Genomic DNA, 26020 nt, shown 5'->3' on the forward strand with positions numbered 1-26020 from the left:
AGCAGGGTACGAAGTTCCGCTCACCTCATGAAGCGATATGGGGAGGGAACTTCGATGAGGGAATACGCACGCTGGCTCGCTGCTCACGGGGTGATTCGGTTCGCGGCCAAACGAGCAGCGGCCGCCGGTGATCGGCAGGCGATGTTGGTGGCCGACCCGGCGACGCGGGCGAATCCGACGCCGGTGTACGAGGAGCTGCGTGCCACCGCGCCGCTGGTGAAGACCAGGATTTCCAACATCACCGTGCACCATCGGGTGGCGTTCGATTTGCTCCGCTCCGACGACTTCCGAGTCACTCAGCTGGGCGCAACTCTGCCTGGGCCGTTGCGGTGGATCGAGCAGCACACCCGATCCGGAGCCCTCCATCCGATCCTGCCGCCCTCGTTGCTCTCGGTGGAACCGCCCGATCACACGAGGTACCGCAAACTGGTGTCCTCGGTGTTCACTGCCCGCGCGGTGAAGAAGATGCGCGATCAGGTGCAGGAGACGGCCGACGCTCTGCTCGACGAGCTGTCCGACGGCTCTCCGGTCGTCGACATCGTCGACCGGTATTGCGCACGCCTTCCGGTCGCCGTCATCGGTCGCATCCTCGGCGTTCCCGAGGAGGAGAATCAGCGGGTTCTCGAGTTCGGTGAGATGGCCGCACCGAGTCTCGACATCGGATTGTCGTGGGCGCAGTTCAAGCAGGTCGAACGCGGACTGATCGGGTTCGACGCCTGGCTCTCACAGCACATCGCAGAGCTCCGACGCAATCCCGGTGACGACTTGATGAGCCAGCTGATCGCCGCGAAGGACGAGGGCATCGGCCTCAACGACGAAGAGCTCAGAGCCACCGCAGGTTTGGTGCTGGCGGCGGGGTTCGAGACGACGGTCAACCTGCTCGGCAGCGGCATCCAGCTTCTGCTCGATCACCCCGATCAGTTGGCGGTGCTGCAACAGGATCCGTCACACTGGCCCACCGCGATCGACGAGATGCTGCGGATGGAGTCGCCGGTGCAGCTCACCGCACGCATGGCCAAGCGGGATGTGGAGGTCGAGGGCGTCACGGTGCACGAGGGCAAGCTCGTCGTGCTGGTGCTCGCCGGTGCCAATCGCGATCCGCTGGTGTTCGACGACCCCAATCGCTTCGACGTCACCCGCGCCAATGCCGGTAAGCACCTGTCGTTCTCGGGCGGGCGTCACTACTGCCTCGGGGCCGCGCTCGCCAAGGCCGAATCGGAAGTGGGCCTCAAGACCCTGTTCGATCGGTTCCCTCACCTGCGGTCGGCAGGCGAGGGAACTCGACGCAACACCCGCGTCTTGCATGGATGGGCCACTCTCCCAGTCGATCTGGGCGAGCCTGTCAGGACAACCGCAGGCCTGTAGCGGAATCGAAGAAGAACAACTCGTCGAGCCTGGGCACCAGCCGGATCGTTTCGGCCAGTGCAATCGACAGCTTGCGGTCGACGCGGACGGACATCCGCCCGGAGGTGGTCGTCCAACCGCCGTCGGAACTGGGTGCGGAAGCGTAGACGAACGACTCCGCACCCAGTTCCTCGATCAACTCGACGGTCAGTTGCAGGCCGGTGCCCTCGCCCACCAGGTCCCACGATTCCGGACGGACACCGACGACAACGCGCTCGCCCGCCGAGGACGGAACGGGAATGCGCAGCTCGCCGAGTACGGCAGCCCCGTCGCGCACGGGGGCGTCGACGAGATTCATTCCGGGTGACCCGATGAAACCGGCGACGAACGTGTTGACGGGATTGTCGTACAACTCTCGCGGGGCGGCGATCTGCTGCAACTTCCCGTCGAGCAGTACGGCAACGCGGTCACCCATGGTCATCGCCTCGACCTGATCGTGGGTGACGTACACCGTCGTGGTGCCCAATCGTCTTTGCAGTCCGGCGATCTGGGCCCTGGTGGAGACCCGCAACTTGGCGTCGAGGTTGGACAACGGCTCGTCCATGCAGAACACCTTGGGCTGCCGCACGATGGCGCGCCCCATGGCCACGCGCTGACGCTGCCCGCCCGACAGCTTGCCGGGCTTGCGGCCGAGCAACGGCTCGAGCTCGAGCATCTTCGCCGCATCGAGTACCCGAGCTGCTGTGTCGGCCTTGCTCATTCCAGCATTGCGCAGCGCGAAGCCCATGTTGTCGCCGACGGTCATGTTGGGGTACAGCGCGTAGTTCTGGAACACCATCGCGACGTCCCTGGCCCGCGGAGCCAACGAGGTGACGTCCACTCCGCCGATGTCGATGCGGCCACTTTCGACGGACTCGAGACCGGCGAGCATGCGCAGGCTCGTCGATTTGCCGCAGCCCGAGGGCCCGACGAGCACGATGAATTCACCGTCCGCGATGTCGAGTTCGAGGTTGTCGACGGCGAGCGAGTCGGCTCCCGGGTACCGGTGCGAGACACCGGCGTAGTGAACGGCCGCCATTACTTCGGCAGCTTCGGGGTGATCTGGCGGTCGATGATCTGCTGCAACTGCTCCGCGACGGATGCGAATGTGGTTGCGACATCGGCGTTCTGCAGAGCGATCTGCTCGAGTCCACTGCCGATGATCTTATCTCCGCCGGGCACGAACACGCGGGCGTAATCCTGCGAGCGAGTCCGCGCGAGCTGATCGACGGCCGTCTTGGCATTGGGGTTGGCCTCGAGGAACGCGATCTCGGACGGGTCCTGCTGGGCCGACTTGCGGACCGGCATGTAGCCGGTGTTCTGCGAGAAGTAAGCGGTGTTTGCGCCGTTGGTGACGAAGTCGATGAACTTGAGCGCGTTCACCTTTCGCTCGTCCGAGATCTTCGCCGGGATGGCCAGGCCCGCACCGCCGGTGGGGCAACCGGGGGTGCCCTCGGTGGCCGGCAGGAACGCGGTACCGAACTCGAACGCAGCGCCCTTGGTGATGGTCGACAGGTCGCCGGTGGAGGCGATGGTGGATGCCAGGATACCCGCGGCGAAGTCGTTGGCGATGTCGTTGGACACCGCGGCGTACTTCTTGGTGTGGATCATGTCCTGCAGGAACTTGCCTGCTGCAATGGTTTTGGGGTCATCGAACTTCAGCTCGAACTGATCCGAGTACGATCCGTCGAACGTCCAGATCGGGCCCTCGAAGGTCCACCCGAGGTAGTCCACGGCGTTGCCCCAACCGTGGGCGAGCTTGCCGTTACCGACCACCGCCTGAATGCGCGGGCCCCACTCGTCGAATTCCTGCCAGGTGGCCGGTCCGCGATCGGGAAGTCCGGCCTGCTGCCAGACGGCCTTGTTGTAGTAGAACAGCGGCGTCGAGCGTGCGTACGGCAAGGCCCAGTGGTTGCCGTTCCAGTTGTAGTCGGCCAGCAGCGAATCCACGTAATCGGACTGGTCTACGCCTGCTGCCGAGAAGTGCTTGTCGAGGGGCTCGATCGCACCGGTGAGTGCGTAGTTGAACCACCAGACGTCCGAGAGCACGACGACGTCGGGCACATCGTTGCCGGAGAGCGCCGCGTTGAACTTCTGCGACACCTCCTCGTAGTTCTTGCCACCGTCGATGAGGTTGACGGTCAGGCCCGGGTTCTGGGCCTGGAAACGCGAGATCAGTTCCTTCTCGAACTCCTGAGACTTGCCCGGGTGGTTCGACCAGAAGTTGATGGTGTTCGCATCGCCTTCGACGCCGGCACCGCCGCCCGAGTCTCCCGATCCGGGGCCGCTGCACGCGGCGAGGGCTGCGGCGGCCGCAGCTGCGCCGGTGAGCGTGAGAAAGCCACGCCGATTGATGATGTGTGCCATGGTGTTCGACTCCTGATAGTGAGGTGAATCAGCCCTTGACCGCACCGGAGGTGAGGCCCTTGATCATGTGGCGTTGCAGGACGAGAAAGACGAGAAGGATCGGCAGGATGGTCAGCACCGTCGCGGCCATGACTGCGCCCCAGTTGGTGTAACCCTCGGTGTTCTGGAGCAGCGTCAGGCCGACAGGGAGCGGTGCGACCGACGAGTCGTCGGACATCAGGAACGGCCAGAGGTATTCGTTCCATTCGGTGACGATGGTGATGATGGCGAAGGCCACCATGGTCGGACCCGAGAGCGGAAGGATCACCCGGAACATCAGCCGTACCGGTCCGGCACCGTCCATACGGGCGGCCTCGATGATTTCCGGCGGCAACGACAGGAAGTGGTTGCGCATCAGGAAGGTACCGAAGGCCACGCCGGCAAGCGGAATGATGATGCCCTGGAACGAGTTCCGCCATCCCAACTCGGAAATGAGCGAGTAGTTGGAGATGACGGTGATCTGATTGGGCACCATCAGCGCGGCGATGATGACGAGAAAGACGATGTTCTTGCCCGGAAAGCGGAGGAACACCAGACCGTAGGCGCTGAGGACGCCGAGGACGAACTTGATCGACGACACGGCCGTGGTGATGATGATGGAGTTGCGCAGGTACGTGAAGAACGGCACCTCCGTCGTCGCCTCGTTGTAGTTCTGCGGGTGAAACACGCTGGGCCACCACGTGACCGGCTGGACGTAGATGTCCGGGCGGTCCTTGAACGAGGTGACCAGAATCCAGAACAGCGGCAGACCGATCATCAGCAGAACGGCAACCATGGCCGCATATCCGAGGATGTTGGCACTGCGTCGTGCACGCTGCTGATCGCCCCCGCCCGGCACCTTCTCAGGAGTCGCCGTGTGCGGCTTGTTGGTCACAGTCATCGCTGATCGTCCCGATCCATGATTCGTACCTGCACGAGAGTGACGATCAACAGCACGAGGAACAGGATCGTCGCGACCGTGGCGCCGTAACCGGCCCGGAAGTTGCGGAACGTCTCCTCGTAGACCTGGTAGACCATCGTGGTGGTGCCGGTGCCCAGCGGGCCACCGCGCGTCATGACGTTGATGATGTCGAAGACCTGGAGCGAGTTGAGCAGCACCGTGATCGACAGGAAGAACGTCGTCGGACGTAGCTGCGGCAGAAGCACTTTGCGGAACGTGGTCCAGCGGCTCGCCTGATCGATCTCGGCCGCCTCCATCAACTCCTTACGTACGCCCTGCAGGGCCGCGAGGTAGATGACGAAGGTGTAGCCCAGGTTCTTCCACAGGTACGTGACGGTGATCATCACCATCGCCCACTTGGGGTCCTGATAGAAATCGGGAACCGAGCCGAGGCCGACGCGTCGCATCAGGTCCTGCACGAGTCCGAAGTTGGGATCGAAGACGAACTGGAACGCGATACCGATCGCTGCACCCGAGATGACATACGGGGCGAAGACGGCGGAGCGAACGAAGTTGCGGCCTTTGAGCTTTCGATCGAGCAGCAAGGCGAGCACCAGGCCCAGGACCAGCGAACCCACCACCGCGGCGACCGTGAACACGACGGTGTTGCCGACGATCTGCCAGGTGTCCTCGCGGGACGCCCACTCGCGGTAGTTGTCGAACCCGACGAACGTGGAGGTGGGCGAGGACAGATTCCAGTCGAAGAACGAGAACTGGAAGTTCTCCACCAGCGGTCGATAGGTGAACACCGCCAGCAGAGCCAGGTTGGGGCCCACGAGGATCAGGAACAGTGCGTAATCGGTCCACGGTCGCGAGAAAAAGCTCTTCTTGCGTGCCGTGGGCAGCACTCGTTCGGTTGTTGCACTCACCGCGAGGACTGTGCTCAGTCACGGCCAACGAATGGTGAACTCAGCCCCAACGCGTCCTGAATGCTTCGCAGTGGTGTGATTAAGTGCCCGCTAGGGCACATAACCGCACCACTGCCGCAGGCATTAGCGGTTCCAGTCTCCGAGGCCGTCGGATCCGCTCAGGGTGCCGCCGTCGGTGTTGACGACGATGACGGGATCGCCCTTCTGTGCGTTCTCGAAGAACCACTTGCCGTCTTCGGTGCTGACGTTGAGGCAACCGTGCGAGGCGTTCGAGTAGCCCTGCTGCGATTCCGACCACGGAGCAGCGTGCACGAAGATGCCGCTGTAGGAGATGCGCGTCGCGTACTCGACGTACGTGCGGTAGCCCTCCTCGGAGTCCACGGGGACGCCGTAGGTGGAGGAGTCCATGTACATGTCGCGGAAGCGCTCGCCGACGATGTAGGTGCCGTTGGGGGTTTCGTGTCCGACCTTGCCCATCGAGGTGGGCATGGTGCGCACCACTTCACCGTTGCGGGTGACTGTGATCTGCTTGGTGTTGTCGTCGGCTGTGGTGATGATGGAGTCGCCGGTGGAGAAGTCGGCTTTCGCTCCGCCTGCCTCGACGGTCACCTGGGTGTGAGCCGGGTAGAACTCGTTGGGCAGCCACCGGACCTGGGTGTCGTTGATCCAGTAGAAGTGTCCTGGTACGGACGGGTTCGTGGTGACGCGGATGGCGCGGAGCGCGGCGTCGCGATCGCCGATGGCCTCGTCGAAGCGGATGGCGATGGGCTGCGCGACTCCGACGACCTCGCCGCCGGAGGGGCTGATGCTCGGATCGGAGAAGTTCGCGGGCGCGAGCTGCGGAACGAGCTGCTGCGGTGCGGGTGCGGGCGACGACGGATCCGAGGACCCCGGCATTCCCGGGATGGAGACGTCCGGGCCACCGGGCCACAGTGGAGCGGCCTGCGCAGAACCGAATGCGGCGGACGCAGCAAGGGCTGTACCTGCAACGATCGCGCCGAAACGGGCGAGCCTGCGTGTGCGAACCGGTGATGCCATGTGATCCGACCATCCTTCGTGCTGTGTCGTGATGCCCACGAACAGTGCTGTGCAGGGGCAACGCCCATTAACACATACCGCCCCGACATTTGCTAATCGGATATCGACGAAACGAGCGAAAGAAACCGCGAGTACGAGTATGTTGCCGCAACCGGTCCCGTGCCCTGTCTGCGCAGGCCGAGGTGCATGTGTCGGCATCCGGGGAACGGGTATGTGCTGGGGAAGCACGTCCCGTCCAGACACCGGCGGTTCCCGCAATGGACTCGTCCCGTCCAGTGGTCGAGAAGGGTGAACCGTGATCTCCGATGCCTACCCCCGTACCCCCATCAGCCACCTCGTCGTCGTCGTGCCCGCGCACAACGAGCACGATCTGCTCGACGCCTGCCTGACTGCCCTGTCGCGAGCGCAACGTCGCGTCGTCGAGGCGGCCTCGGTGACCGTCTCGACGGTCGTGGTGCTCGATGCGTGCACCGACGACTCCGTCGACATCGCCGCTCGTCACCCGTCCGTGTCGGTGCTCGAGGTGTCTCATCGCAACGTCGGAGCGGCCAGGGCCACCGGGTTCGCGGGCCGGTGCCGGGACGAATGCCTCGAAGCGACCTGGTTCGCGTCCACCGACGCCGACTCCCGGGTGGGTGAGGACTGGCTGCTCGGCCATGTTCGGCACGCTGCCGAGGGTGCGCGGGCGGTGGTCGGCACAGTCACAGTCGAATTCGACGACCACGTCGAGGAGGACCGTCGGCTGCGGTCGTCGTACGACGCCCAGTACCGACACGAGTTCGGCCACCCCCACGTGCACGGCGCCAACCTCGGTGTCCGAGCGACGGACTACTTCTCCGTCGGCGGTTTCGCGCCCCTGGCCACCGGCGAGGACCACGATCTGGTCCGACGCCTCGAACTCGGCGGCGTCGAGTGCCGTCGGGTCTGCGATATCGCGGTCACGACGTCGGGACGACTGCGCGGTAGAGCACCCGACGGTATGGCCGGATTCCTACGTTCTCTGGAGCCCACCGCATGACCGAGACAGGTTTCGTCGAATCCGCCGACCGAGCAGACACACGCACCGGCTTGCGCGCCGCACTTCTGGCGTTCGAGGCCGATGGTCGACTCGACCTCGCGCTGCCCGGCTCGGGATACACCGATCTGCGGTGGCAATCTCTCGCCGCGCTCAGTCGACACAACACCGTGCTGGGCCGGTGGTCCGAGGCGCACACCGATGCGATCGCGATCCTGCACGAGCTCGACGGCCCGAGCCCGCAGCGCGGGCAGATCTGGGGAGTGTGGGCGGCGGAACCGCCTGCCCCGATTCTCGAAGCGGCACTAAAGGATTCGGGCTGGGTGCTCACCGGTACCAAACCGTGGTGCTCGGGTGCGTCACTGTGTACCAATGCGCTGGTGACTGCGCGCGTGGAGGGAAGTCCTCGGCTCTTCGCCGTCGATCTGACGCATCCGGGCGCAACTCCGGTGCCCGACACGTGGCATGCGGTGGGGATGAGCGAAAGCGATTCCGGTTCGGTCGAATTCGCTGGAGTCCCGGCCGTTGCGGTCGGTGGACCGACCGAATACCTCACTCGGCCGGGATTCTGGCACGGGGCCATCGGGGTGTCGGCCGCCTGGTTCGGTAGCGCGTGCGCGGTGGCGGACACGCTGCATGCCGCCGTACGCGAGCGGCCGGACCCGCACCGCGCTGCTCACCTCGGTGCCATCGCGGCCGCACTCGGAGCAGCGTCGAGCGCTCTGACCACCGCCGCAGCCGAGGTTGATGCGGATCCGTTCGACCGCTCCGGTCGAGCCCGAACCCGAGCCCGCATCGTTCGGGCGGTGGTCGAGGACGCCGCGACGCAGTGCATCGACCGCGTCGGGCGCGCTCTCGGTGCCGGCCCGCTGTGCAGCGACGCCGAACACGCGCAGCGCGTCGCAGATCTCACCGTCTATCTGCGGCAGAGCCATGCCGAACGCGACCTGGAAGCTCTCGGGCTCGACATCGCCGAGGAGGACAACCCATGGTAGAGAACGCATTCGACGCCGATCTCGACGTCGGCACCGCGGAATCGGACTGGATGACCGCCGACTGGTCCATCCCCGGCCTGCAGTGGAAGGACGTCGTCACCATGGTCGTCGTCGCCCCGCACCCGGACGACGAGGTGCTCGGCATCGGCGGCTTGCTCTCACTTGCGGCCGCAGCGGGTGTCGATGTTCGGGTGGTCGCAGTCACCGACGGCGACGGCTCCCATCCCGGCTCCCCGACCGTGACGTCGGAGGATCTGCGAGTACGACGCCCCGTCGAGTCCGAGCGGGCGTTGGCGGAGTTGGGAATCGACCACCCTCCCACGCGTCTGCAGATCACCGACGGCGCGGTCGAGGACCACGAGAGTGCGGTTGCCGATACGCTGGTACCGCTGCTCGACGCCACCCCGGGCACCTGGTGCTTGACGCCGTGGCGCGGGGACGGCCATCCCGACCACGAGGCCACCGCGCGTGCCTGTCTCACTGCGGCGAACGCCGTCGGGATTCCGGTGGTGGAGTATCCGATCTGGATGTGGCATTGGGCAACTCCCGATCATCCCGCCGTGCCGTGGACGCGCAGCCGCCGCATCGACCTCCCGCTGCACACGCTCGAGGCCAAGCGAGCATCGATCGAACAGTTCGAGTCACAGATCCGGCCCCTGTCCGATCATCCCGCAGACCGTGCGGTGTTGCCTCCCCACGTCCTCGCGCGATACCAGCGACCGTTCGAGGTGGTGTTCGCATGAGTCAGGGTTCTCGAACGAGCCGGGTTGTCGAATGAGCCGGGTTGTCGAATGAGCTTGGATGCGGAGTACTTCCGCTCCATCTATGCGGGAAACGAAGACCCGTTCATGCTCGACAGCAAGTGGTACGAGCGTCGCAAATATGCCCTGACCATGGCTTCGCTGCCGAAGCCACGTTATCGACGAGCCCTCGAACCCGGCTGCTCCATCGGGGTGCTCACCGCACAGTTGGCCACCCGATGCGATCACCTGGTGTCGACCGATGTGGTGGACGGTGCTCTCGATACCGCTCGCAGTCGCGTAGGCGACACCGCCGCAGTCGAATTCGCGTTGTGGTCCCTCTCGGACGACTGGTCGACTCTGCCGGAGCCAGGGGACATGTTCGATCTGATCGTCGTCAGCGAGGTCGGCTACTACCTCGACGCCGACGATCTGACGTCGGCGATGCTCCACGCCGTCGAGCACCTGGAGACCGGGGGCACCCTGGTGGCCGCGCACTGGCGTCACGACGTGGACGACTACCCGATCTCGGGCGATCGCGTCCACGAAATCGTAGCTGCCACAACAGGATTGGCGTTGCTCAGTCGCTACGTGGACGAGGACGTTCGCATCGAGGTCTTCGTCGCGTCGGACGGTCCGGCCGTCTCGGTCGCGAGCACCGACGGACTCGACGTGCGGTGACGGAAGATCAGTCCGTCGATTTGGCTGCGTCTGCGACGAGTTGCGCAGCCAGGTCTGCCAGTTTGACGTTGGTGTCCTGAGACAGCTTGGCCAACAACGCGAATGCCGCCTGCGAGTTCAGGTTGTAGCGCTCCATCAACATGCCCTTGGCCTGGCCGATCAGATCTCGGCTCGTCAATGCGGCCCGGATCTGCTGTTCCTCGCGCGCAGTGGAGAACGCGATGGCCGCGTGCGCAGCGAACAGCGAGCCGATCGATTCGGCCTCTGCCGAGAACGCATTCGTTCGCGTGGAGTGCAGGTTCAACGCGCCGAAGTTGAACCCTTCGACGTAGAGCTGGAAGCAGATCATGCTCTTGACCCCGAGCGCGGACGCGGCGTCGGTGAACAACGGCCAACGAGGGTCGCTGTCCATGTCGTCGATCCTGATGGTGGTCTGTTCGATTGCCGATTCGAGGCAGGGGCCCTCGCCCAGCTGCTCCTGAATCTTGTCGCAGTGGCCCGCCGTCTCGCCCACCAGCGCCGCGCTGTGGACGAACTTTCCCTGCAGCACCGTCGTGATGGACGCGAACTCGGCGGACGGGATGTTGGCCACCGCGGCCTCGGTGATCGTGATCAGAACCCGATCGGGGTCGGAATGCTGCCGTCGCAGTTTCTCGGCAACCTCGGCCAGCCGTCGACTCAGCTCGAAGTCCGTGACGCGAGGACGGGTGGTCGAGTCCAGTGTCTGCTCGCTGATGGCGGTCACCTCGTCCTGCTGCACCGGGGCGTATCCCTGGCATCGGCGAAGTGCCGACACCACAGGATACGCCTCCGTGCCCTCAGGCGAAGAACCGTTAGCTCGGCGTCAGAGTGTGCTGGGTGCGATCAACGAGTGCACGAAGCCGATCTTCTTCACGACCGTCGCCGGCAATACGAACGGGTAGAGATCCTGATGACCCATCGACCGGTTGATCTGATTCAGTGCCCACGACAACGGCAGCCACCATTCGATGATCTGATCGAAACCGACGTCGCCCGGCAGCGGGCTCTCCAGCGTCGAACCGGCCGGTGCCATGCCGAACGCCGCGGCCGTGTCGAGGGTGTCTCGGATGTGGAGGTAGTGCGCGAACGTCTCGGCCCAGTCCTCGGCGGGGTGCATGGTGGCGTAGGACGAGACGTAGTCGTCCTCCCAACCCTTCGGCGCGCCCTCGCTGTAGTGGCGATCGAGCGCGGCCTGGTAGTCGGAATCCGGATCTCCGAAGAGTTCCTCGAACGCTGCTCGATGCTCGCCGTTACCCACCAGCACCATCTGGTAGTAGTGGCCGATCTCGTGACGGAAATGTCCGACGAGTGTGCGGTACGGCTCGGACATCGCCACGCGCAGCTGCTCGCGGTGCACGTCGTCGCCCTCGGCCAGGTCGAGGGTGATCAGTCCGTTGTCGTGGCCGGTCATGACCTGCTCCTCGGCACTCGAGAGCAGATCGAATGTCAGACCGGTCGTGTCGTCCTCGTCGCGGCCCACGATGGGCAGTCCCAGCTCGGTGAGTTCGAGCACGACGCGACGCTTGTTGGTCTCGGCGTCGGCGTAGGCGGCCATCGCATCGATGTCGTCGTCGGCGGGCCGGGTACGCGTGAGCCGGCAGGACACGCAGAGTTCGTCGGAATCGGCGGTATCGACGAGCCAGTTGCAGCGCGCGGTGTTGAGATTGGCGCACATCTTCCACGTGGCCCCGTCCACCTCGGCCTCGGCGACACCGTCGTCGGCCTTGTCCGGGAGCACCAGCAGGGCTCTGCTCGGCAGATGGAAGCCGAGTGCGCTCGAGCAGCTCAGACACAGTGAGTTCTCGAACGACAGCTTCTGTCCGCACTTGCGGCAGATGAAATCACGCATGGATGTTCCTTCGTGGCAGGGGTGAGTCGGTCCTGTATTCCCGTTTACGCGCGGACTAATGCCGTTTGCCGAATATGTCGTGCACATCTCTCCGGTGACGTCACCTGGCAACCGTACTCACCGGCGCGGAAGGAAAGCGCCGGCCGTCGTGTTGGTACAGACTGCTTCACGACACTCCTCAGGGAAGGACCCCGGCTGCAGATGGCAGATCAGATCACGCCGACGAATCGACCGATGGCGCGTTTCGTCGAACGGATCTCGCGGGCTCGCGGCGAGAGGAACAGCGAGACCTTGGCGGCGGGCTTCCTGCTCGGAGCAACCCTGATCGCCCTGATCTGGGCCAACTCACCCTTCGGCGAGACCTACCAATCGTTCTGGCACACCGAGCTGTCGGTCACCGTCGGCAGCCACGGCATCTCGCTCGACCTCGCCCACTGGGTCAACGACGGGCTCATGGCACTGTTCTTCTTCGTCGTCGGTCTCGAAGTCAAACGTGAGTTCGCGATGGGTGAGCTCACCGACCGGTCACGCGCTGCCATACCGATCGTCGCGGCCGTTGCCGGTCTGGCCGCGCCCGCTCTGCTGTTCCTCGCGTTCAACCCCTCCGGGCCCGCGGCACAGGCATGGGGCGTCGTCATCTCCACCGATACCGCTTTCCTGCTCGGAGCGCTCGCCGTCCTGGGCCCGAAAAAGGCTGCGCGACTGCGCATCTTCCTGCTCACTCTCGCTGTGGCAGACGATGTGGGCGCGCTGGCGATCATCGCGTTCTTCTACACCGACAACCTCGACGTGGTGTCACTGATTCTGGCGTTCGTCGGTCTCGCACTGATCTTCCTGTTGCGCCGACTCGAGGTGTGGCGCGGAGTCGGGTACTTCGTCGTCGCACTGTTCACGTGGGTTGCGATGTACGAGTCGGGGGTTCACCCCACGCTCGCGGGAGTGATGATCGCGCTGATTCTTCCGGTCTACCCGCCGCGCCGCACCGAGGTGGAACGCGCATCGGACCTCACCCGCGCCTTCCGGCAGTCACCCAACCCCGAGTACGCCCGCGCGGCTCGACTCGGACTCGATCGTGCGGTGTCTGTCAACGAACGCCTCATGCGGCTCTATCAGCCGTACACGGCATTCATCATCGTGCCGATCTTCGCGCTCGCCAACGCCGGAGTCGTCCTGAGCTCGGACACCCTGAAAGCTGCATCGACCTCGACGCTCACCTGGGGCATCATCGCCGGACTCGTCCTCGGAAAACTCGTCGGAATCACCGCTGCCTCGGCCATTTTCGCGAAACTGAGGCCGTCGGCCCTGGCTCCCGGACTGACGTTGTCGCACATCGCCGGTGGTGCTGCGATGTCCGGAATCGGATTCACGATCTCGCTGTTCATCATCGATCTCGCACTCGACGACGAGCTACTGGCAGACGAGGCACGCGTCGGAGTGTTGGCGGCGTCCGTGATCGCCGCAGTGCTCGGCTGGATCCTCTTCCGCATCGACGAGAAGATTCACCCGCCGAAAGCCGAAGCGTCACTGCGTATTCTGCGTCCGGTCAGTGCCAAGCGCGATCACATTCGCGGTCCGGTCGACGCGCCTCTGACAATCGTCGAATACGCAGACTTCGAATGCCCGTTCTGCAGCAAGGCAACCGGCAGCGTCGCCGAGGTACGCAAGCATTTCGGCGACGACCTCCGTTACGTGTACCGACACCTGCCGCTCGACGACTACCACCCGCACGCTCGCTACGCCGCATACGCCAGCGAGGCCGCCGCAGCTCAAGGCAAGTTCTGGGAGATGGCCGACATCTTGTTCCGCAACAGCGACGCTCTCGAACCCGACGACATCGACGGCTACGCACGCGAACTCGGCCTCGACATGGACAAATTCGAGGACGACATCCGTACCGGCGATTACGTCGTGCGCGTCGAAGACGACGAACTCGACGCCTCGTCATCGGACGTCGACGGCACCCCGACCTTCTACCTGGGGCGCGGGGACAAGAACCTCATCAGACACGTCGGACCCTACGATGCGGCGACGTTGATCCGGGCGCTGGAATCCACGTAAGAGTGGGCAAGGTTGCACCGAACACGGCTCAATCGACCGGATCCCGTCGATTGGGCTTCGTAGTGTGCAACCTCGCCCGGCTAGCTTTCGGTTCGATTACCCTCGGCATCCCAGTGCCCGGCAACCTTTTTCGAGGGCTGCACTCGCGGCGGCTCCCCGGGCATCTTGGGGTAATCGGGCGGGAAGTTCAGTTCCCCGCCCGGCAGTGTCTCCCACAGCTGCAGCAGCGGTTCGAGGGAGTACGCCTGGGAGTCCATGTCGGCCCACGGGTCACCGTCGGACAGGTAGTCCGGCACCGTGACGAGGTTGTATTCACGTGGATCGGTGACGTCGGCCAAGTGCGACCACGTCATCGGAGTGCTCACCGTCGCACCCGGCCGAGCTCGCAGACTCCACGCGCTCGCGATGGTTCGGTCTCGGTTGTTCTGGTTGTAGTCGATGAAGATGCGTTCTCCGCGTTCCTCTTTCCACCAGTTGGTGGTCACTCCGTCGTCGCGACGTTCGAGTTCGCGTCCTAGACCGATGGCCGCGTGGCGGACCTGCTCGAAGGTGTACTGCGGCTCGATGCGAACGTAGATGTGAACACCCCGATTGCCACTGGTCTTCGGATAGCCACGTAAGCCCATCTCTTCCAACAGCTCTCGGGTCACGTCGGCAACACGCAGCGCGTCCGCGAACGTGGTGCCCGGCTGCGGATCGAGATCGAGGCGCAGCTCGTCGGGATGGTCGACGTCCGGTCGACGCACCGGCCACGGATGAAACGTCAGCGTGCCCATCTGCGCCGCCCACACCAACGCACCGGATTCGGAGGGGCACAGTTCCTCGGCGGTGCGCTTGCTGGGGAACGCGATCTTCACCGTCTCGATCCACTCGGGTGCACCCTTGGGCAACCGCTTCTGATAGAAACCGTCGCCCTCCTTGTCCTGCGGGCCGAGCGCCAATCGCATGCCCTCGCGATAGCCGTCGGGCCACCGTTCCATCGCGGTGGGGCGGTCACCGATCGCTCGCATCAGCGGCTCACCTACGGCCGCGAAGTACTCGCACACCTGCAGTTTGGTGATCTCGGGCGTGCGGTCGGTGGCCTCGAAGATCACGCGATCGGGGCTCGATACGCGGACTTCGCGTTCGCCGGCCTGAACGAACGCCGGAGGTGTTTTCGCGGCCATGGCTATCGTCCCCCGGCAATCACGTCGGCGACGTCGTAGCGCACCGGAACCTCGAGCTGGTCGTAGGCACACGAGCGCGGATCGCGATCGGGTCGCCACCGCAGGAACCGCGCCACGTGCCGCAGCCGAGCCCCTTCCATCTGGTCGTAGGCCACCTCGATGACCCGCTCGATGCGCACCGGGATCCAGTTGCGGTCGTTCGACGAATTCCAGCGGGTCGCTTCACCGTCGTAGGTGACGTCGTCACCGAGTCGGAGCGGTTCGAGTTCTTCGAGCAACTCCAACCGCCGCTTGTCGGTGAACGCCGACGCACCGCCGATCATCCGCAGATCGTCACCGTCGTACAAACCGAGCAGTAGCGATCCGATGCCGTTGCCGGACTTGTGGATTCGATATCCGATCAATACGCAATCAGCGGTGCGGGCATGCTTGATCTTGATCATCTCGCGCTTGTTGGGCAGGTACAGCCCGTCGAGCCTCTTGGCCACCACCCCGTCGAGCCCGGCCCCTTCGAAACGCTCGAACCAGTCCTCGGCCACCGCCGCATCCTCGGTTGCCGAGGTGACGAAACAACTTTTCGGACTCGGACCGACCACGTCGAGCAGTCTCGCTCGCCGCGTCGAGAACGGCTCACCCGTCAGATCCTCGTCGCCGACGGCCAACAGATCGAAGCCGATGAACTGCGCGGGAGTTTTCTCCGAGAGCATCGTCACCCGACTGACAGCGGGATGGATCCGCTCGGACAACGACTCCCAATCGAGCCGAGTGGAACCGTCCTTCTCCCGAGGCACGACGATCTCGCCGTCGACGACGACCTTCTCTGGCAACTCGGCCTTGACCGCCTCCACCAATTCCGGGAAGTACCGCGCCAGATCCTTGCCCCCGCGTGACCCCAACACCACCTCGTCCCCGTCCCGGAACACGATGGCGCGAAACCCATCCCATTTCGGCTCGTAGGACCACACCGCAGGGCCGTCCTCGGGCTGAGGAGGCACCACTTTCGCGGCTTTGGCGAGCATCGGTGCGACCGGCACGGCAACAGGAAGATCCACGCAGTTCATCCTGCCTCATGCGGCCGACACGCGAGTCCGATATTTTCTACGAACACAGCACGCTCGAATCTACGAGGGCAGGACTCACCATGGCGTCACCCAACCGTTCGGTCCGCGCTCTTGTTCTCGCGACGTCGGCCTGCGTCGCCCTGATACTGGGTGGGTGCGCCTCGGAGGTCTCGGGTACCGCCGTCGCCATCTCCGGTGCCACCATCGCGCCCACCACCACGAGCGCTCCACGTACCACCACCAGCGCCCCGACGACCGACATCGACGACGGGGGCAGCGTCGACATCGACGTGGAGATCGGCGAGTGTGTGAATCTCGGCGGGACCGTCGACGAGGCGGACATCGCCAACGCGACCTGCGGATCCCCACAATCCAACTATGTCGTCTTCGCCAAGACACCCACGTCGGCCGAGTGCCCCGAAGACGCCGACCAGTACTACTACGAGACGTACTTCGACATCGAGCAGGGGGCTCTGTGCCTCGACATCGACTGGCAGGTCGGCGGATGCATGGATCTCGTGGGTGAATTCGCTCAACGGATCGACTGCGCCACCCCCGGCGCCGACACCCGGCGCGTCGTGACCATCCTGCAGGGCACCTCCTCGGTGGACGACTGCCCGGACCCAGCGCTGTACGGATTCGAGAAGGACTCCCGCAACTTCGTCGTCTGTGTCGAGAAGTTGTGACAACCATCAGCGGCATCCCCCTCTCCAGTGCTCGGGGGCGTTGGATCGTCGCGGCGACGGTGCTCGGTTCGGCCCTGGCGATGCTCGACGCCACCGTGGTCAACATCGCGCTGCCCGCGATCGGTCGCGATCTCGGCTCCGGCGTCACCGGTCTGCAATGGACGCTCAGTGGCTACACCTTGACGCTGGCGTCGCTGATTCTGCTGGGCGGCTCGCTCGGCGATCGGCTGGGCCGTAGGCGGGTGTTCGTTTGGGGCACAGTGTGGTTCGCGATCGCATCGGTGCTGTGCGGTCTCGCTCCCAACATCGAGGTGCTGATCGCGGCGCGGCTGCTCCAGGGCGTCGGCGCGGCGTTGCTGACGCCGGGGTCTCTCGCGCTGATCTCGGCGTCGATCAAGGCCGAGGATCGAGGAGCTGCGATCGGCCTGTGGTCGGGCTTGGGCGGCGTCGCGTCGGCGATCGGTCCGTTGCTCGGCGGCTGGTTGGTCGACGCCGTCGGGTGGCGCGCGGTGTTCCTGATCAACATTCCGCTTGCCGTCGTGGTCGTGTGGGTGGCTGCGAAACATGTTCCGGAGAGCCGTGATCCGCATGCGTCCGGTCGGCTCGACGTGCCGGGTGCGGTGACGGTCGCGGCGGCACTGGGTCTGCTCACGTACGGGCTGATCGAGTCGCACGTCCTGGCGCTCGCTCTGGGCGTCGTGGCGGTCGGGGTGTTCGTCGTGATCGAGCGTCGATCGCACGATCCACTGGTACCGCCGTCACTGTTCGCTTCACGAGTGTTCCTGGCGGCCAATCTCGTTACCTTCGCCGTCTATGCGGCCCTCGGCGGAGTGTTCTTCCTTCTGGTGTTGCAACTCCAGTTCGCCGTGGGCTACTCCCCCATCGCGGCTGGTCTGGCCACGTTGCCGATCACCGCGCTGATGTTGGTGTTGTCCGCCCGCGCGGGACGGGTCGCCGGACGCATCGGCCCGCGCATTCCGATGACGGTCGGGCCACTGCTCTCGGCACTCGGCCTGTTGCTCATGTTGCGCATCGGACCCGGATCCAGCTATGCCACAGACGTTCTGCCCGCGGTCATCGTGTTCGGGCTCGGCCTGTGTGCGCTGGTGGCCCCGTTGACCGGAGCAGTTCTGGGTGCCGTGTCCACCGATCGCGCTGGAATAGCCTCGGGCGTCAACAACGCGGTTGCCCGCACCAGTCAACTGCTCGCCGTCGCCGCCCTGCCGGCTCTCGCCGGTATCGCAGGATCCGATTACTCTGCGCCACAGGTGTTCTCGTCCGGTTTCCACACTGCGATGCTCATCTGCGCCGGACTGCTGGTGGTCGGTGCCGTGATCGCGGCGGTCCTGATCCGCGGCACCGGCGAGGACGCGTCCGACTGCCCACCGCACTGCGATCTCGGTTCACCGCCTATCGGCCGCCGAAGCGTCGGCTGATCTGGCGTCGTCATCGGCGACGAGCACGTTTCGCTTCGTAGAGGTCGGCGTCGGCGCGAGCGAGAACGTCCGATATCGGCTCCTCCGAATCGAACGACTCCGCGGTCCCCACACTGGCGTACGGCAACGACTCGGTGGTGGTCAGGACGAAGCCGTCGACAACGTCTCTGGTGTGCCCGGTCAGTAGCGCAGCGAACTCGTCTCCACCCAAACGCGCGATCACCGCTCCCCGTGGAGCCGCTTGCGTCCAGGACCGCGCCAACTCGACCAACAATTCGTCACCGGCCCGGTGTCCGGCCGAATCGTTGACGGCCTTGAAGTTGTCGACGTCGACTATCACGACCGCCACGGGACTGCCCGCGGTTCTACCGCCCGTCGCCTCGGCCGTCGCCATTTCCCATCCCGCCCGATTGAACACCCCGGTCAGCGGATCTGTGCACGACGCGACGATCAGCGCTTTGGTCACTGCACCGAATGCCTCGCCCGCCGCCACGATCGCCACGCCGAAAATCACGTACGAGATCGGGTACATCGGCGCAGGCGAGACCCACACCGCCGCGAGCACGGACACCACGAGAACTCCGACGAGCGCTCGGCCCGGTCCGTCTCGATGGAACGCCCGGATGTTCATCGCCAAGAACATCGCCGCCAACAAACACTGGCTCTGCGCCGCGGCGAGCTGATGAAAGGCCATCACCGCAGGGGTCGCCACCATGGCCGCGGCAAGCGCACAGCTATGCGCCACGGCGGAACCCGGACGGAGCCACAACACCAGCACGCCGGCGATCCCCAAGCAGATCGCCACGACCCCGCCGGTGATATCCGAGGTCACCCTGTCGCCGTGCGGCAGCAAGGTCAGCGTCACGCCAGTCGCATAGAGGCCGGTGGTGACCAGCAGAAAGTACGTCAGCAGTCGCGTCCGAAGACGCGCGGTCCCGTGCACCGAACCCGGATGAACAACGTGATGGAACGAGCGCATGGCCGACACCTTGCCAGGGCACGAGCGAGCTGTCTCGGCCACCTGCCGAGCGGTTCCGTTGCCGCGGCAGCCCCGATACCTGGACGGGTTTAGTGTTGACGGTGAATGCTGCCCAGCAGGGGAGCGTGTGGAAACGCCGAAAGTCCACGCCCGCCGACCGTTCAGGAGTGTCATGACGACCCCGCAGAATCCACCCGAAGTCGACGTCAAACCACGCAGTCGCGACGTCACCGACGGACTGGAGAAGACTGCAGCCCGCGGCATGCTGCGCGCCGTCGGGATGGGCGACGACGACTGGGGCAAGTCCCAGATCGGTGTCGCGTCCTCGTGGAACGAGATCACCCCCTGCAACCTTTCGCTCGAGCGTTTGGCGAAGGCCGTCAAGAAGGGCGTCCACGCTGCCGGCGGCTACCCGCTGGAATTCGGCACCATTTCGGTGTCCGACGGCATCTCGATGGGTCACGAGGGCATGCACTTCTCGTTGGTCTCGCGAGAGGTGATCGCCGACAGCGTCGAAACCGTCATCAGCGCGGAGCGTCTCGACGGTTCCGTTCTGCTCGCCGGTTGCGACAAATCGCTGCCCGGAATGCTCATGGCCGCAGCGCGTCTGGATCTGGCCAGCGTCTTCCTCTACGCCGGCTCCACCTTGCCCGGCTTCGCCACCCTCTCCGACGGCAGCGAGCATCAGGTCACGATCATCGACGCCTTCGAGGCCGTCGGCGCATGCTCGCGCGGGCTCATGTCCCGCGAGGACGTCGACACCATCGAACGCGCCATCTGCCCCGGTGAAGGCGCCTGCGGCGGTATGTACACCGCGAACACGATGGCGAGCGCGGCCGAGGCCATGGGAATGTCGTTGCCCGGCAGCGCATCCCCGCCCGCCCCCGACCGTCGTCGCGACGGTTTTGCACACGCCAGCGGCGAGGCCGTCGTCGATCTCCTGCGACGCGGCATCCGCACCAGCGACATCCTCACCAAGGAAGCCTTCGAGAATGCCATCGCCGTCGTCATGGCGTTCGGCGGCTCCACCAACGCTGTGCTGCACCTGCTGGCCATCGCCCACGAGGCACAGGTGGAGTTGACCCTCGCCGACTTCACCCGCGTCGGTGCCAAGGTGCCGCACCTGGCCGACGTCAAGCCCTTCGGCAAGCACGTCATGACCGACGTCGACGCCATCGGCGGAGTCCCCGTCGTCATGAAGGCTCTGCTCGACGCCGGCCTGATGCACGGCGACTGCATGACCGTCACCGGAAAGACCGTGGCGCAGAATCTCGCTCACATCGCACCCCCTGACCCCGACGGCAAAGTGTTGCGCGCACTGGACAAGCCGATCCACCCGACGGGCGGCATCACCATCCTCGAAGGATCGCTGGCCCCCGGCGGGGCAGTGGTCAAGTCCGCCGGCTTCGACTCCGACGTATTCGTCGGCACCGCACGCGTTTTCGAGCGTGAACGCGCGGCCATGGACGCACTCGAAGACGGCACCATCGCCGCCGGTGACGTCGTCGTCATCCGCTACGAGGGACCCAAGGGCGGACCGGGGATGCGCGAGATGCTCGCCATCACCGGAGCAATCAAGGGCGCGGGACTCGGCAAGGACGTCCTGCTCCTCACCGACGGCCGATTCTCCGGCGGCACCACCGGCCTGTGCGTCGGGCACGTGGCACCCGAGGCCGTCGACGGCGGCCCCATCGCCTTCGTCCGTGACGGCGACCAGATCCGACTCGACGTCGGCAAGGGCACCCTCGACCTGCTCGTCGACGCAGCCGAACTGGCCTCCCGAGCACAGGGCTGGGCTCCACTGCCGCCGCGCTACACCCGCGGAGTGCTGGCCAAGTACTCCAAGCTGGTCGGATCGGCCTCGAACGGTGCGGTGTTGATCTAGCCGACTGCTGCCGCGTCAATGGACCATTGCATGCGTCTGGGTAGTTTCAAGCGGTCGTTGCAACGACCGCTTGAAACTACCCTGAGCAGTGCAATGGTCCATTCACGCGAGTGGAATAAGCGGGCCGGGGTGGCCGGAACTACAGCGGCATTGCCCACATGGAGCTCGAGCGTTCCTTGAATTCCGCGCACGTTGCGTGTTGTTGGCTGGCCCGCTGGTAGAAGGTCTGCAGCGGCGTGGATGGCTCGACGTCGACCGGCGTGGAGGTCGCTGTGGACTCGCCGAGTTCGCGCGCCAGCTGATAGATGCTGGGGCGTTCGAGTTCCGCGTCGACAAGGGCAGATTCGGCAACAGTGCGCATCGGTGATTCAGAGGACCGCAACGCATGTCGAGCCCCGGACTTGTCGGGTTTCGCGGACGGCCGCTCCAGCAACTGCTCGAGTTCGGCAACTTCACGGTCTGCTGCGGCGTCCTTCGTCGGCGGAACGACGAAAGGCACGATCGGCTCGAATGCGATCTTCTCCGAGGACGTCGCCGTGGCCGCATTCTTCGACGGGATCAGCAGAGCCACGATCACGGTGCCGACGCCGAACACCACGGCGGCAACCACACTCGTCTGCACCACCGCGTCACCGAACGCCGCGACGGCATTCGCTTCGAGGTTGTCGGCGAACCCACTGAGGAAGGCGTTGTTGGCGCGGATGATGTCGGAGACGATCACCGCACCTGCCAGCGAGTCCTGTGATGCCGCAAGCCCTTCCGCCGCCTGGCCGGTGTATTGCCCGTTCGGTTGCTTGCCGGGGAAGGTCTGCAGAAAGCCCTCGATTCCCTGGCGGTAGGACGCGGCGAGCACCGATCCGAGCACGGCGATACCGAGCGATCCACCGAGTTCGAGGGCGGTGTCGTTGAGGCCGCCGCCCACGCCGAGCTTGCTGTCCGGGAACTCCCCCATGATGGCGTCGGTGCACGGCGAGACGGACAGGCCGATCGCGAGACCGAGCAGCGTCAGCACGGGCAGGAAGTCGGAGTACGTTGCCGTCGAGTCGATCTCGACGAGAGAGACCACCGACAGCGTTCCCAGGATCATGCCTGCGGTCACGGTGACGCGCGGTCCGAACTTGGGCGTGAGCCACATCGTGATGCCGGATCCGACGAACACTGCGCCGGCCAAGGGCAGGAGGTGTACGCCGGTGGACACCGGACCGTATCCGAGTGCGAATTGAAGGTACTGCGCCACGAAATAGATCGCACCGAACGTGACCAGGAAGAAGATCAGCACCGCGAGGGTGGCTCCGCTGAGGATGCGCGAGGAGAACATTCGGACGTCGAGTAGCGGATTGGCATGGCGCAGTTCCCAACCCACGAAACCGAGAGTCGACAGCAGTCCGACGAGCGCGAAGTAGAGCGGTCCGATCGTCCAGCCGAAGTGCATTCCCTCGATGATGGCGTAGACGATGGCCGACACTGCCAGGACCGACAGCAAGCCACCGATCCAGTCGATCGCCCCCGGGTCGACGGCCCGCGACGGTGGAACCAGCACGACGGCTCCGACGATAGCGGCCAACGCAATCGGCACATTGATCAGGAACGTCGAGTGCCAGGTGAAGCTTTCGAGGAGCCAGCCCGCCAACAGCGGCCCGGCCGCGATCGCGAGCCCTGACGTGGCCGCCCAGACGGTGACAGCGGTGGCACGCTCCCGCTTCGGGAACGTTGCGACCAACAGCGACAGCGTCGCAGGCATGACGATTGCGGCAGCAACGCCCATGACGATGCGGGCCAGGATGACGCCGAGAGTGGCATCGGTGAGTGCGCCTGCCACCGAACCGGCGACGAAGATGATCAGGCCGAGGATCAGAGCGCCGCGGCGGCTGTAACGGTCACCGATAACACCGCACAGCAGCATCAACGACGCGTAAGGGACCGTGTATCCGTCGATCACCCACTGCAGGTCGCTGCTCGTCAGACTCAGATCGAGAGTCATCGACGGCGCGGCCACCAACAAGGACGTGTTGGCCATGACCACGATCAGCAGGCTCAGGCACAACACCACCAGCGCTGACCAGCGTCGTGCGTACGGTTTGTGCATATCTTGGACAGGCGTCATCGCGAGCAGCGTCATTGTGTTCCCCCCCGTTGGCAAAGTGCGACACACCTTGCACAGTGCTGTGCAGCTTAGGAAGCATCGTCTAGGATCGGCAATCTTTTGTGGCGGCAGCCACACTCTCCGCCCGAGATCGTGCTAGATGTTGAACTGTGCACAAGACGACGGAGTCGGACTCGAATGCACGGGACGCCGCAGCGCCGCCGGTGCAACGACGCGACGCTCGGTTCAACCGCGCTCGGATTCTGCATGTCGCGCAGGGGGTCCTGGCGGACAATCCCGATGCGACCATCAACGATGTCGCAGCTGCGGCGGGGGTGGTCCGACGAACCGTGTACGCCCACTTCGCCTCTCGCGAAGCGCTGATCGACGGTATCGCCCTCGAAGCAGCAGAACGCATCTCGGCTGCACTCACCCGCGTTCCCGCCGCCGACGAATCGGCTGTGACGGTGTTCGTTCGGCAGACGCTGGCCCTGGCTCGCGTCGGTGATCAATACCGGCTACTGCTCGCCGTTGCACGAACCAATTTGGGACACAACAGTATTCACGATCTACTGACTCCGATGAGAGACTCGGCCGCCGCCGTCATCCGACGGGGCCAGCGCGAGGGTGTGTTCTCTCCGTACCTGGCCGCGGAAGTACTGATCCTCAACATCGAGGCCATCGCGCTGTCGATCCTCGATGCCACCAACGCCGGATTGCTCAGCGACCCGGCGGGGGCGGCCACCACGTCGAGCCTGGTGTTGCTGGGAATCGCCCCGGACGACGCCGAACGCATCGTCGCGGACGTCCGAGCGTCCGACTCGTCCGTGCACACACGCTGACGACCGCACGCCCCTTCGAACGACGAAGGCCCCGTACGCGCGGTGTGATTGCGCGAGCGGGGCCTGCGATCGAAAACTCTAGGGAGCCGGAACGAATCCTGCGCCGATTCCGTTGCCCTGATCGACGTTACGGAGGATCGCGTCGAAGTTGGTGCCGACCTCGGGGCCGAAGCACGCCACACCGAGGTAGGCGTTGACCATGCCGACGAGAGTGTTGCCGACGACGACCGGGCTGCCCGAGTCACCTTCGACGACGCACAGCTGAGCCCAGGTCTCCTGCGACTGCAAGATGTCGCCGTATGCCAGACCGCAGGTGTTGCCGGTGGTACGGCCTTCCTTGCAGACGATGTTCGGGAACGCGGTGGGCGGCCCGACCTGAGAGATGGTCACATTGCCGACGCGATTGATCGGTGCAACCTTGTCACGCTGGAATTCAATGACGGCGTAGTCGTACTCCGGGTTGGAGAACGCGATGCGGCCGACCTCACCGAGGGAGGTGTCGTACTCGGGGACGATGGAGGCACCCGCTTGGCCACAGTGTCCGGCGGTGAAGCCGACCAGGTTGCCGTTACGGTCGTTTCCGATCGTCGTCAGCGTGCACTCTGCCTGACCACCGACGATGATTCCCGAGCCGCCGCCGAGAGCAGCAGGAGTGGCCGCAGATGCGGACCCCACGCCGACGCTGGCTACGATTGCAGCCGCCCCCACGACGACGAGCATGAATTTCTTGAACATGTACTCCCTCTCAGCGGTGTCGGCAGAACCCTAGCAACAACAGGTGTACGAACACGAGCTAGTCGTTCATACCTCCTGCTCGAGGGCTGCCAGCGTGGTGCGCGCCTCCTCCAGTTGGCGACTCAGTTCTGCAACGCGGCGAGCAGCTTCCTCGCGCGCATGAGAGATGACTGCCTCGACCGCGTCCCGTGCAGTGGGGTCACCCAGCTCTCGTACTGCGCGGCTCACCGATTCCGGGCTCACCGGCTGCGCCTTGGTCGGCCTCTTCGCGCCCTGAGTTACCGTCACCGACCAATCGTTGTCGGCCCCGGCATGAATGGTGACGCTGATTCCGCCCGGTGTTTTCTTGGGTCGACGTGACGCCTGACTCGGTACGGCCACTTCCGGTCTCGACGAAGCGGCAGCAGTGGGGGCAGTCGGCGCTTTCGGCGCAGTAGCTGCAGACGGTTGCTTCGGGGCCGATGCGGGCGTGGGAGTAGCGGGTGCCGGCGCAGTGGGTGTGGAGGCCGGGATTCGCTTGGCGGCGATACGTTTCGCCGGCGCGGGCGGAGTCGCGGGGTTGCGGGTGATCCGCAGTTCCTCGGCCTCGTAGGGCAGTTCGTCGTTGACGCCCTTCGGGCTGATCGTGACGGTGTTGCCGTCGATCGAGACGACTTTGGCCGACGTGCCGTCGGGCAGGCCCAGGCTCGGGTTCGCCTCACGGAGATAGACGGTGGCCCGACGGCCTGCAGCGAGCGCAGCAGCGAGCGTCGCGAGATTCTCCTGGGTCAACGAATCGTTCACGGCGCGCCCACGGGGTGGCATCGACTACCGGCCTTTCTCGAAAGTGTTTGCGAATACTGTCGCACAGATGGATGTGCCTTGTCGCAGGCATCCGCCGAGACGCCTTGCGAGCGCGCACTCGTAGCTCCGCCCCGGAAGGCAAGGTATCTGTGAATCCAAGTAACTGTAACCGCAAGTAACTGTTACTTGGATTAACACTTAGATTGGGTTGGCCGAGAAAGCCGATGCTCCAACTCTATACGACCACCCTCGCGCGCGCCCCCCGAGCCACTGAAAGGTGCCGTCGACACCTGCCGCGTACCGGCGAGTAGGCGTGCGAGTACCCCTCGGCATGTCGTCCCGGAACCACCTCGCCGAACCACCCTCGCG

At 64.9% G+C, this 26020-nt stretch carries 23 protein-coding genes; 10 read left to right on the forward strand and 13 right to left on the reverse strand.

The genetic code is table 11. The features are described from left to right. Positions 1–54 precede the first annotated feature (54 nt). The gene (locus ACNEOT_RS00465; protein WP_415971249.1) at positions 55–1365 is read left to right on the forward strand and encodes a cytochrome P450; all 1311 of its coding nucleotides are present in this window, start codon (positions 55–57) and stop codon (positions 1363–1365) included. Here the strand turns inward: ACNEOT_RS00465 and ACNEOT_RS00470 are convergent. The 5 genes from ACNEOT_RS00470 to ACNEOT_RS00490 all read right to left on the reverse strand — a co-directional run bounded on the left by ACNEOT_RS00470 (position 1343) and on the right by ACNEOT_RS00490 (position 6636). After that, positions 1343–2422: an ABC transporter ATP-binding protein gene (locus tag ACNEOT_RS00470; RefSeq protein WP_415971251.1), complete on the reverse strand. Its 1080-nt coding sequence runs from the start codon at positions 2420–2422 to the stop codon at positions 1343–1345. The two genes, ACNEOT_RS00465 and ACNEOT_RS00470, sit on opposite strands and share 23 nt — an antisense overlap. Then, positions 2422–3750, reverse strand: a complete 1329-nt coding sequence (locus tag ACNEOT_RS00475) for an ABC transporter substrate-binding protein (protein ID WP_415971253.1) — start codon at positions 3748–3750, stop codon at positions 2422–2424. Before ACNEOT_RS00475 ends, ACNEOT_RS00470 begins: the two co-directional genes overlap by 1 nt. A gap of 28 nt (positions 3751–3778) precedes the next feature. Further along, positions 3779–4669 carry a carbohydrate ABC transporter permease gene (locus ACNEOT_RS00480; RefSeq protein ID WP_415971255.1) on the reverse strand — a complete coding sequence of 297 codons (891 nt, stop codon included), beginning with the start codon at positions 4667–4669 and terminating at the stop codon, positions 3779–3781. After that, positions 4666–5598, reverse strand: coding sequence for a carbohydrate ABC transporter permease (locus ACNEOT_RS00485; protein ID WP_415971256.1), 933 nt, complete (start codon positions 5596–5598; stop codon positions 4666–4668). The genes ACNEOT_RS00480 and ACNEOT_RS00485 overlap by 4 nt, the downstream gene beginning before the upstream one ends. A gap of 123 nt (positions 5599–5721) precedes the next feature. Beyond that, complete coding sequence (locus ACNEOT_RS00490) at positions 5722–6636, reverse strand: L,D-transpeptidase (protein WP_415971258.1); 915 nt, start codon at positions 6634–6636, stop codon at positions 5722–5724. A gap of 295 nt (positions 6637–6931) precedes the next feature. Between ACNEOT_RS00490 and ACNEOT_RS00495 the strand changes: the two genes are divergently transcribed. From ACNEOT_RS00495 to ACNEOT_RS00510, 4 genes are read left to right on the forward strand one after another with little or no spacing between them, the layout of a single operon-like run. Then, positions 6932–7654: a glycosyltransferase gene (locus tag ACNEOT_RS00495; protein ID WP_415971259.1), complete on the forward strand. Its 723-nt coding sequence runs from the start codon at positions 6932–6934 to the stop codon at positions 7652–7654. After that, the gene (locus ACNEOT_RS00500; RefSeq protein ID WP_415971261.1) at positions 7651–8646 is read left to right on the forward strand and encodes an acyl-CoA dehydrogenase family protein; all 996 of its coding nucleotides are present in this window, start codon (positions 7651–7653) and stop codon (positions 8644–8646) included. Before ACNEOT_RS00495 ends, ACNEOT_RS00500 begins: the two co-directional genes overlap by 4 nt. After that, positions 8640–9389 carry a PIG-L deacetylase family protein gene (locus ACNEOT_RS00505; protein ID WP_415971263.1) on the forward strand — a complete coding sequence of 250 codons (750 nt, stop codon included), beginning with the start codon at positions 8640–8642 and terminating at the stop codon, positions 9387–9389. The genes ACNEOT_RS00500 and ACNEOT_RS00505 overlap by 7 nt, the downstream gene beginning before the upstream one ends. Positions 9390–9437: 48 nt before the next feature. Next, positions 9438–10067 (forward strand): class I SAM-dependent DNA methyltransferase, encoded by a 630-nt coding sequence (locus ACNEOT_RS00510; protein ID WP_415971265.1) that lies wholly within the window; start codon positions 9438–9440, stop codon positions 10065–10067. A 7-nt stretch (positions 10068–10074) separates the two neighbouring features. Here the strand turns inward: ACNEOT_RS00510 and ACNEOT_RS00515 are convergent, their stop codons facing one another. Together ACNEOT_RS00515 and ACNEOT_RS00520 are read right to left on the reverse strand one after the other, a co-directional pair. Continuing rightward, positions 10075–10812, reverse strand: coding sequence for a GAF and ANTAR domain-containing protein (locus ACNEOT_RS00515; RefSeq protein ID WP_415973608.1), 738 nt, complete (start codon positions 10810–10812; stop codon positions 10075–10077). A 99-nt stretch (positions 10813–10911) separates the two neighbouring features. After that, the gene (locus ACNEOT_RS00520) at positions 10912–11937 is read right to left on the reverse strand and encodes a putative zinc-binding metallopeptidase (RefSeq protein ID WP_415971266.1); all 1026 of its coding nucleotides are present in this window, start codon (positions 11935–11937) and stop codon (positions 10912–10914) included. A gap of 201 nt (positions 11938–12138) precedes the next feature. Between ACNEOT_RS00520 and nhaA the strand changes: the two genes are divergently transcribed. After that, positions 12139–13995, forward strand: a complete 1857-nt coding sequence (gene nhaA / locus ACNEOT_RS00525) for a Na+/H+ antiporter NhaA (RefSeq protein WP_415971267.1) — start codon at positions 12139–12141, stop codon at positions 13993–13995. Positions 13996–14075: 80 nt separating this feature from the next. Here nhaA and ACNEOT_RS00530 read toward each other — a convergent pair whose 3' ends face one another. After that, complete coding sequence (locus ACNEOT_RS00530; protein WP_415971268.1) at positions 14076–15161, reverse strand: DNA polymerase domain-containing protein; 1086 nt, start codon at positions 15159–15161, stop codon at positions 14076–14078. 2 nt (positions 15162–15163) lie between these two features. Further along, entirely contained in the window at positions 15164–16213 is a 1050-nt protein-coding gene (locus tag ACNEOT_RS00535) for an ATP-dependent DNA ligase (protein ID WP_415971270.1), read from the reverse strand. A gap of 89 nt (positions 16214–16302) precedes the next feature. Here ACNEOT_RS00535 and ACNEOT_RS00540 point away from each other — a divergent pair, with 89 nt between their 5' ends. Together ACNEOT_RS00540 and ACNEOT_RS00545 are read left to right on the forward strand one after the other, a co-directional pair. After that, positions 16303–16908 (forward strand): hypothetical protein, encoded by a 606-nt coding sequence (locus ACNEOT_RS00540; RefSeq protein WP_415971272.1) that lies wholly within the window; start codon positions 16303–16305, stop codon positions 16906–16908. Between the two features lie 80 nt (positions 16909–16988). Further along, positions 16989–18344, forward strand: coding sequence for an MFS transporter (locus ACNEOT_RS00545; RefSeq protein ID WP_415973609.1), 1356 nt, complete (start codon positions 16989–16991; stop codon positions 18342–18344). 10 nt (positions 18345–18354) lie between these two features. Here the strand turns inward: ACNEOT_RS00545 and ACNEOT_RS00550 are convergent, their stop codons facing one another. Beyond that, positions 18355–19323 carry a GGDEF domain-containing protein gene (locus ACNEOT_RS00550; RefSeq protein ID WP_415971274.1) on the reverse strand — a complete coding sequence of 323 codons (969 nt, stop codon included), beginning with the start codon at positions 19321–19323 and terminating at the stop codon, positions 18355–18357. A 172-nt stretch (positions 19324–19495) separates the two neighbouring features. Here ACNEOT_RS00550 and ilvD point away from each other — a divergent pair, with 172 nt between their 5' ends. Further along, positions 19496–21208: a dihydroxy-acid dehydratase gene (gene ilvD, locus ACNEOT_RS00555; RefSeq protein ID WP_415971276.1), complete on the forward strand. Its 1713-nt coding sequence runs from the start codon at positions 19496–19498 to the stop codon at positions 21206–21208. A gap of 139 nt (positions 21209–21347) precedes the next feature. Here ilvD and ACNEOT_RS00560 read toward each other — a convergent pair whose 3' ends face one another. Then, on the reverse strand, positions 21348–23327 hold the full coding sequence (locus ACNEOT_RS00560; protein WP_415971277.1) for an MFS transporter: 1980 nt from the start codon (positions 23325–23327) through the stop codon (positions 21348–21350). 134 nt (positions 23328–23461) lie between these two features. Here ACNEOT_RS00560 and ACNEOT_RS00565 point away from each other — a divergent pair, with 134 nt between their 5' ends. After that, positions 23462–24133 carry a TetR/AcrR family transcriptional regulator gene (locus tag ACNEOT_RS00565; protein WP_415971278.1) on the forward strand — a complete coding sequence of 224 codons (672 nt, stop codon included), beginning with the start codon at positions 23462–23464 and terminating at the stop codon, positions 24131–24133. A 78-nt stretch (positions 24134–24211) separates the two neighbouring features. Here the strand turns inward: ACNEOT_RS00565 and ACNEOT_RS00570 are convergent, their stop codons facing one another. Both ACNEOT_RS00570 and ACNEOT_RS00575 read right to left on the reverse strand, forming a co-directional pair. Continuing rightward, positions 24212–24868 carry a serine protease gene (locus ACNEOT_RS00570; RefSeq protein WP_415971279.1) on the reverse strand — a complete coding sequence of 219 codons (657 nt, stop codon included), beginning with the start codon at positions 24866–24868 and terminating at the stop codon, positions 24212–24214. A 66-nt stretch (positions 24869–24934) separates the two neighbouring features. After that, positions 24935–25672 carry a DUF6319 family protein gene (locus ACNEOT_RS00575; protein ID WP_415971280.1) on the reverse strand — a complete coding sequence of 246 codons (738 nt, stop codon included), beginning with the start codon at positions 25670–25672 and terminating at the stop codon, positions 24935–24937. Between the last annotated feature and the right edge of the window lie 348 nt (positions 25673–26020).

It is taken from the genome of Rhodococcus sp. 077-4 (assembly GCF_047782425.1).
Classification (GTDB): Bacteria; Actinomycetota; Actinomycetes; order Mycobacteriales; family Mycobacteriaceae; genus Rhodococcoides.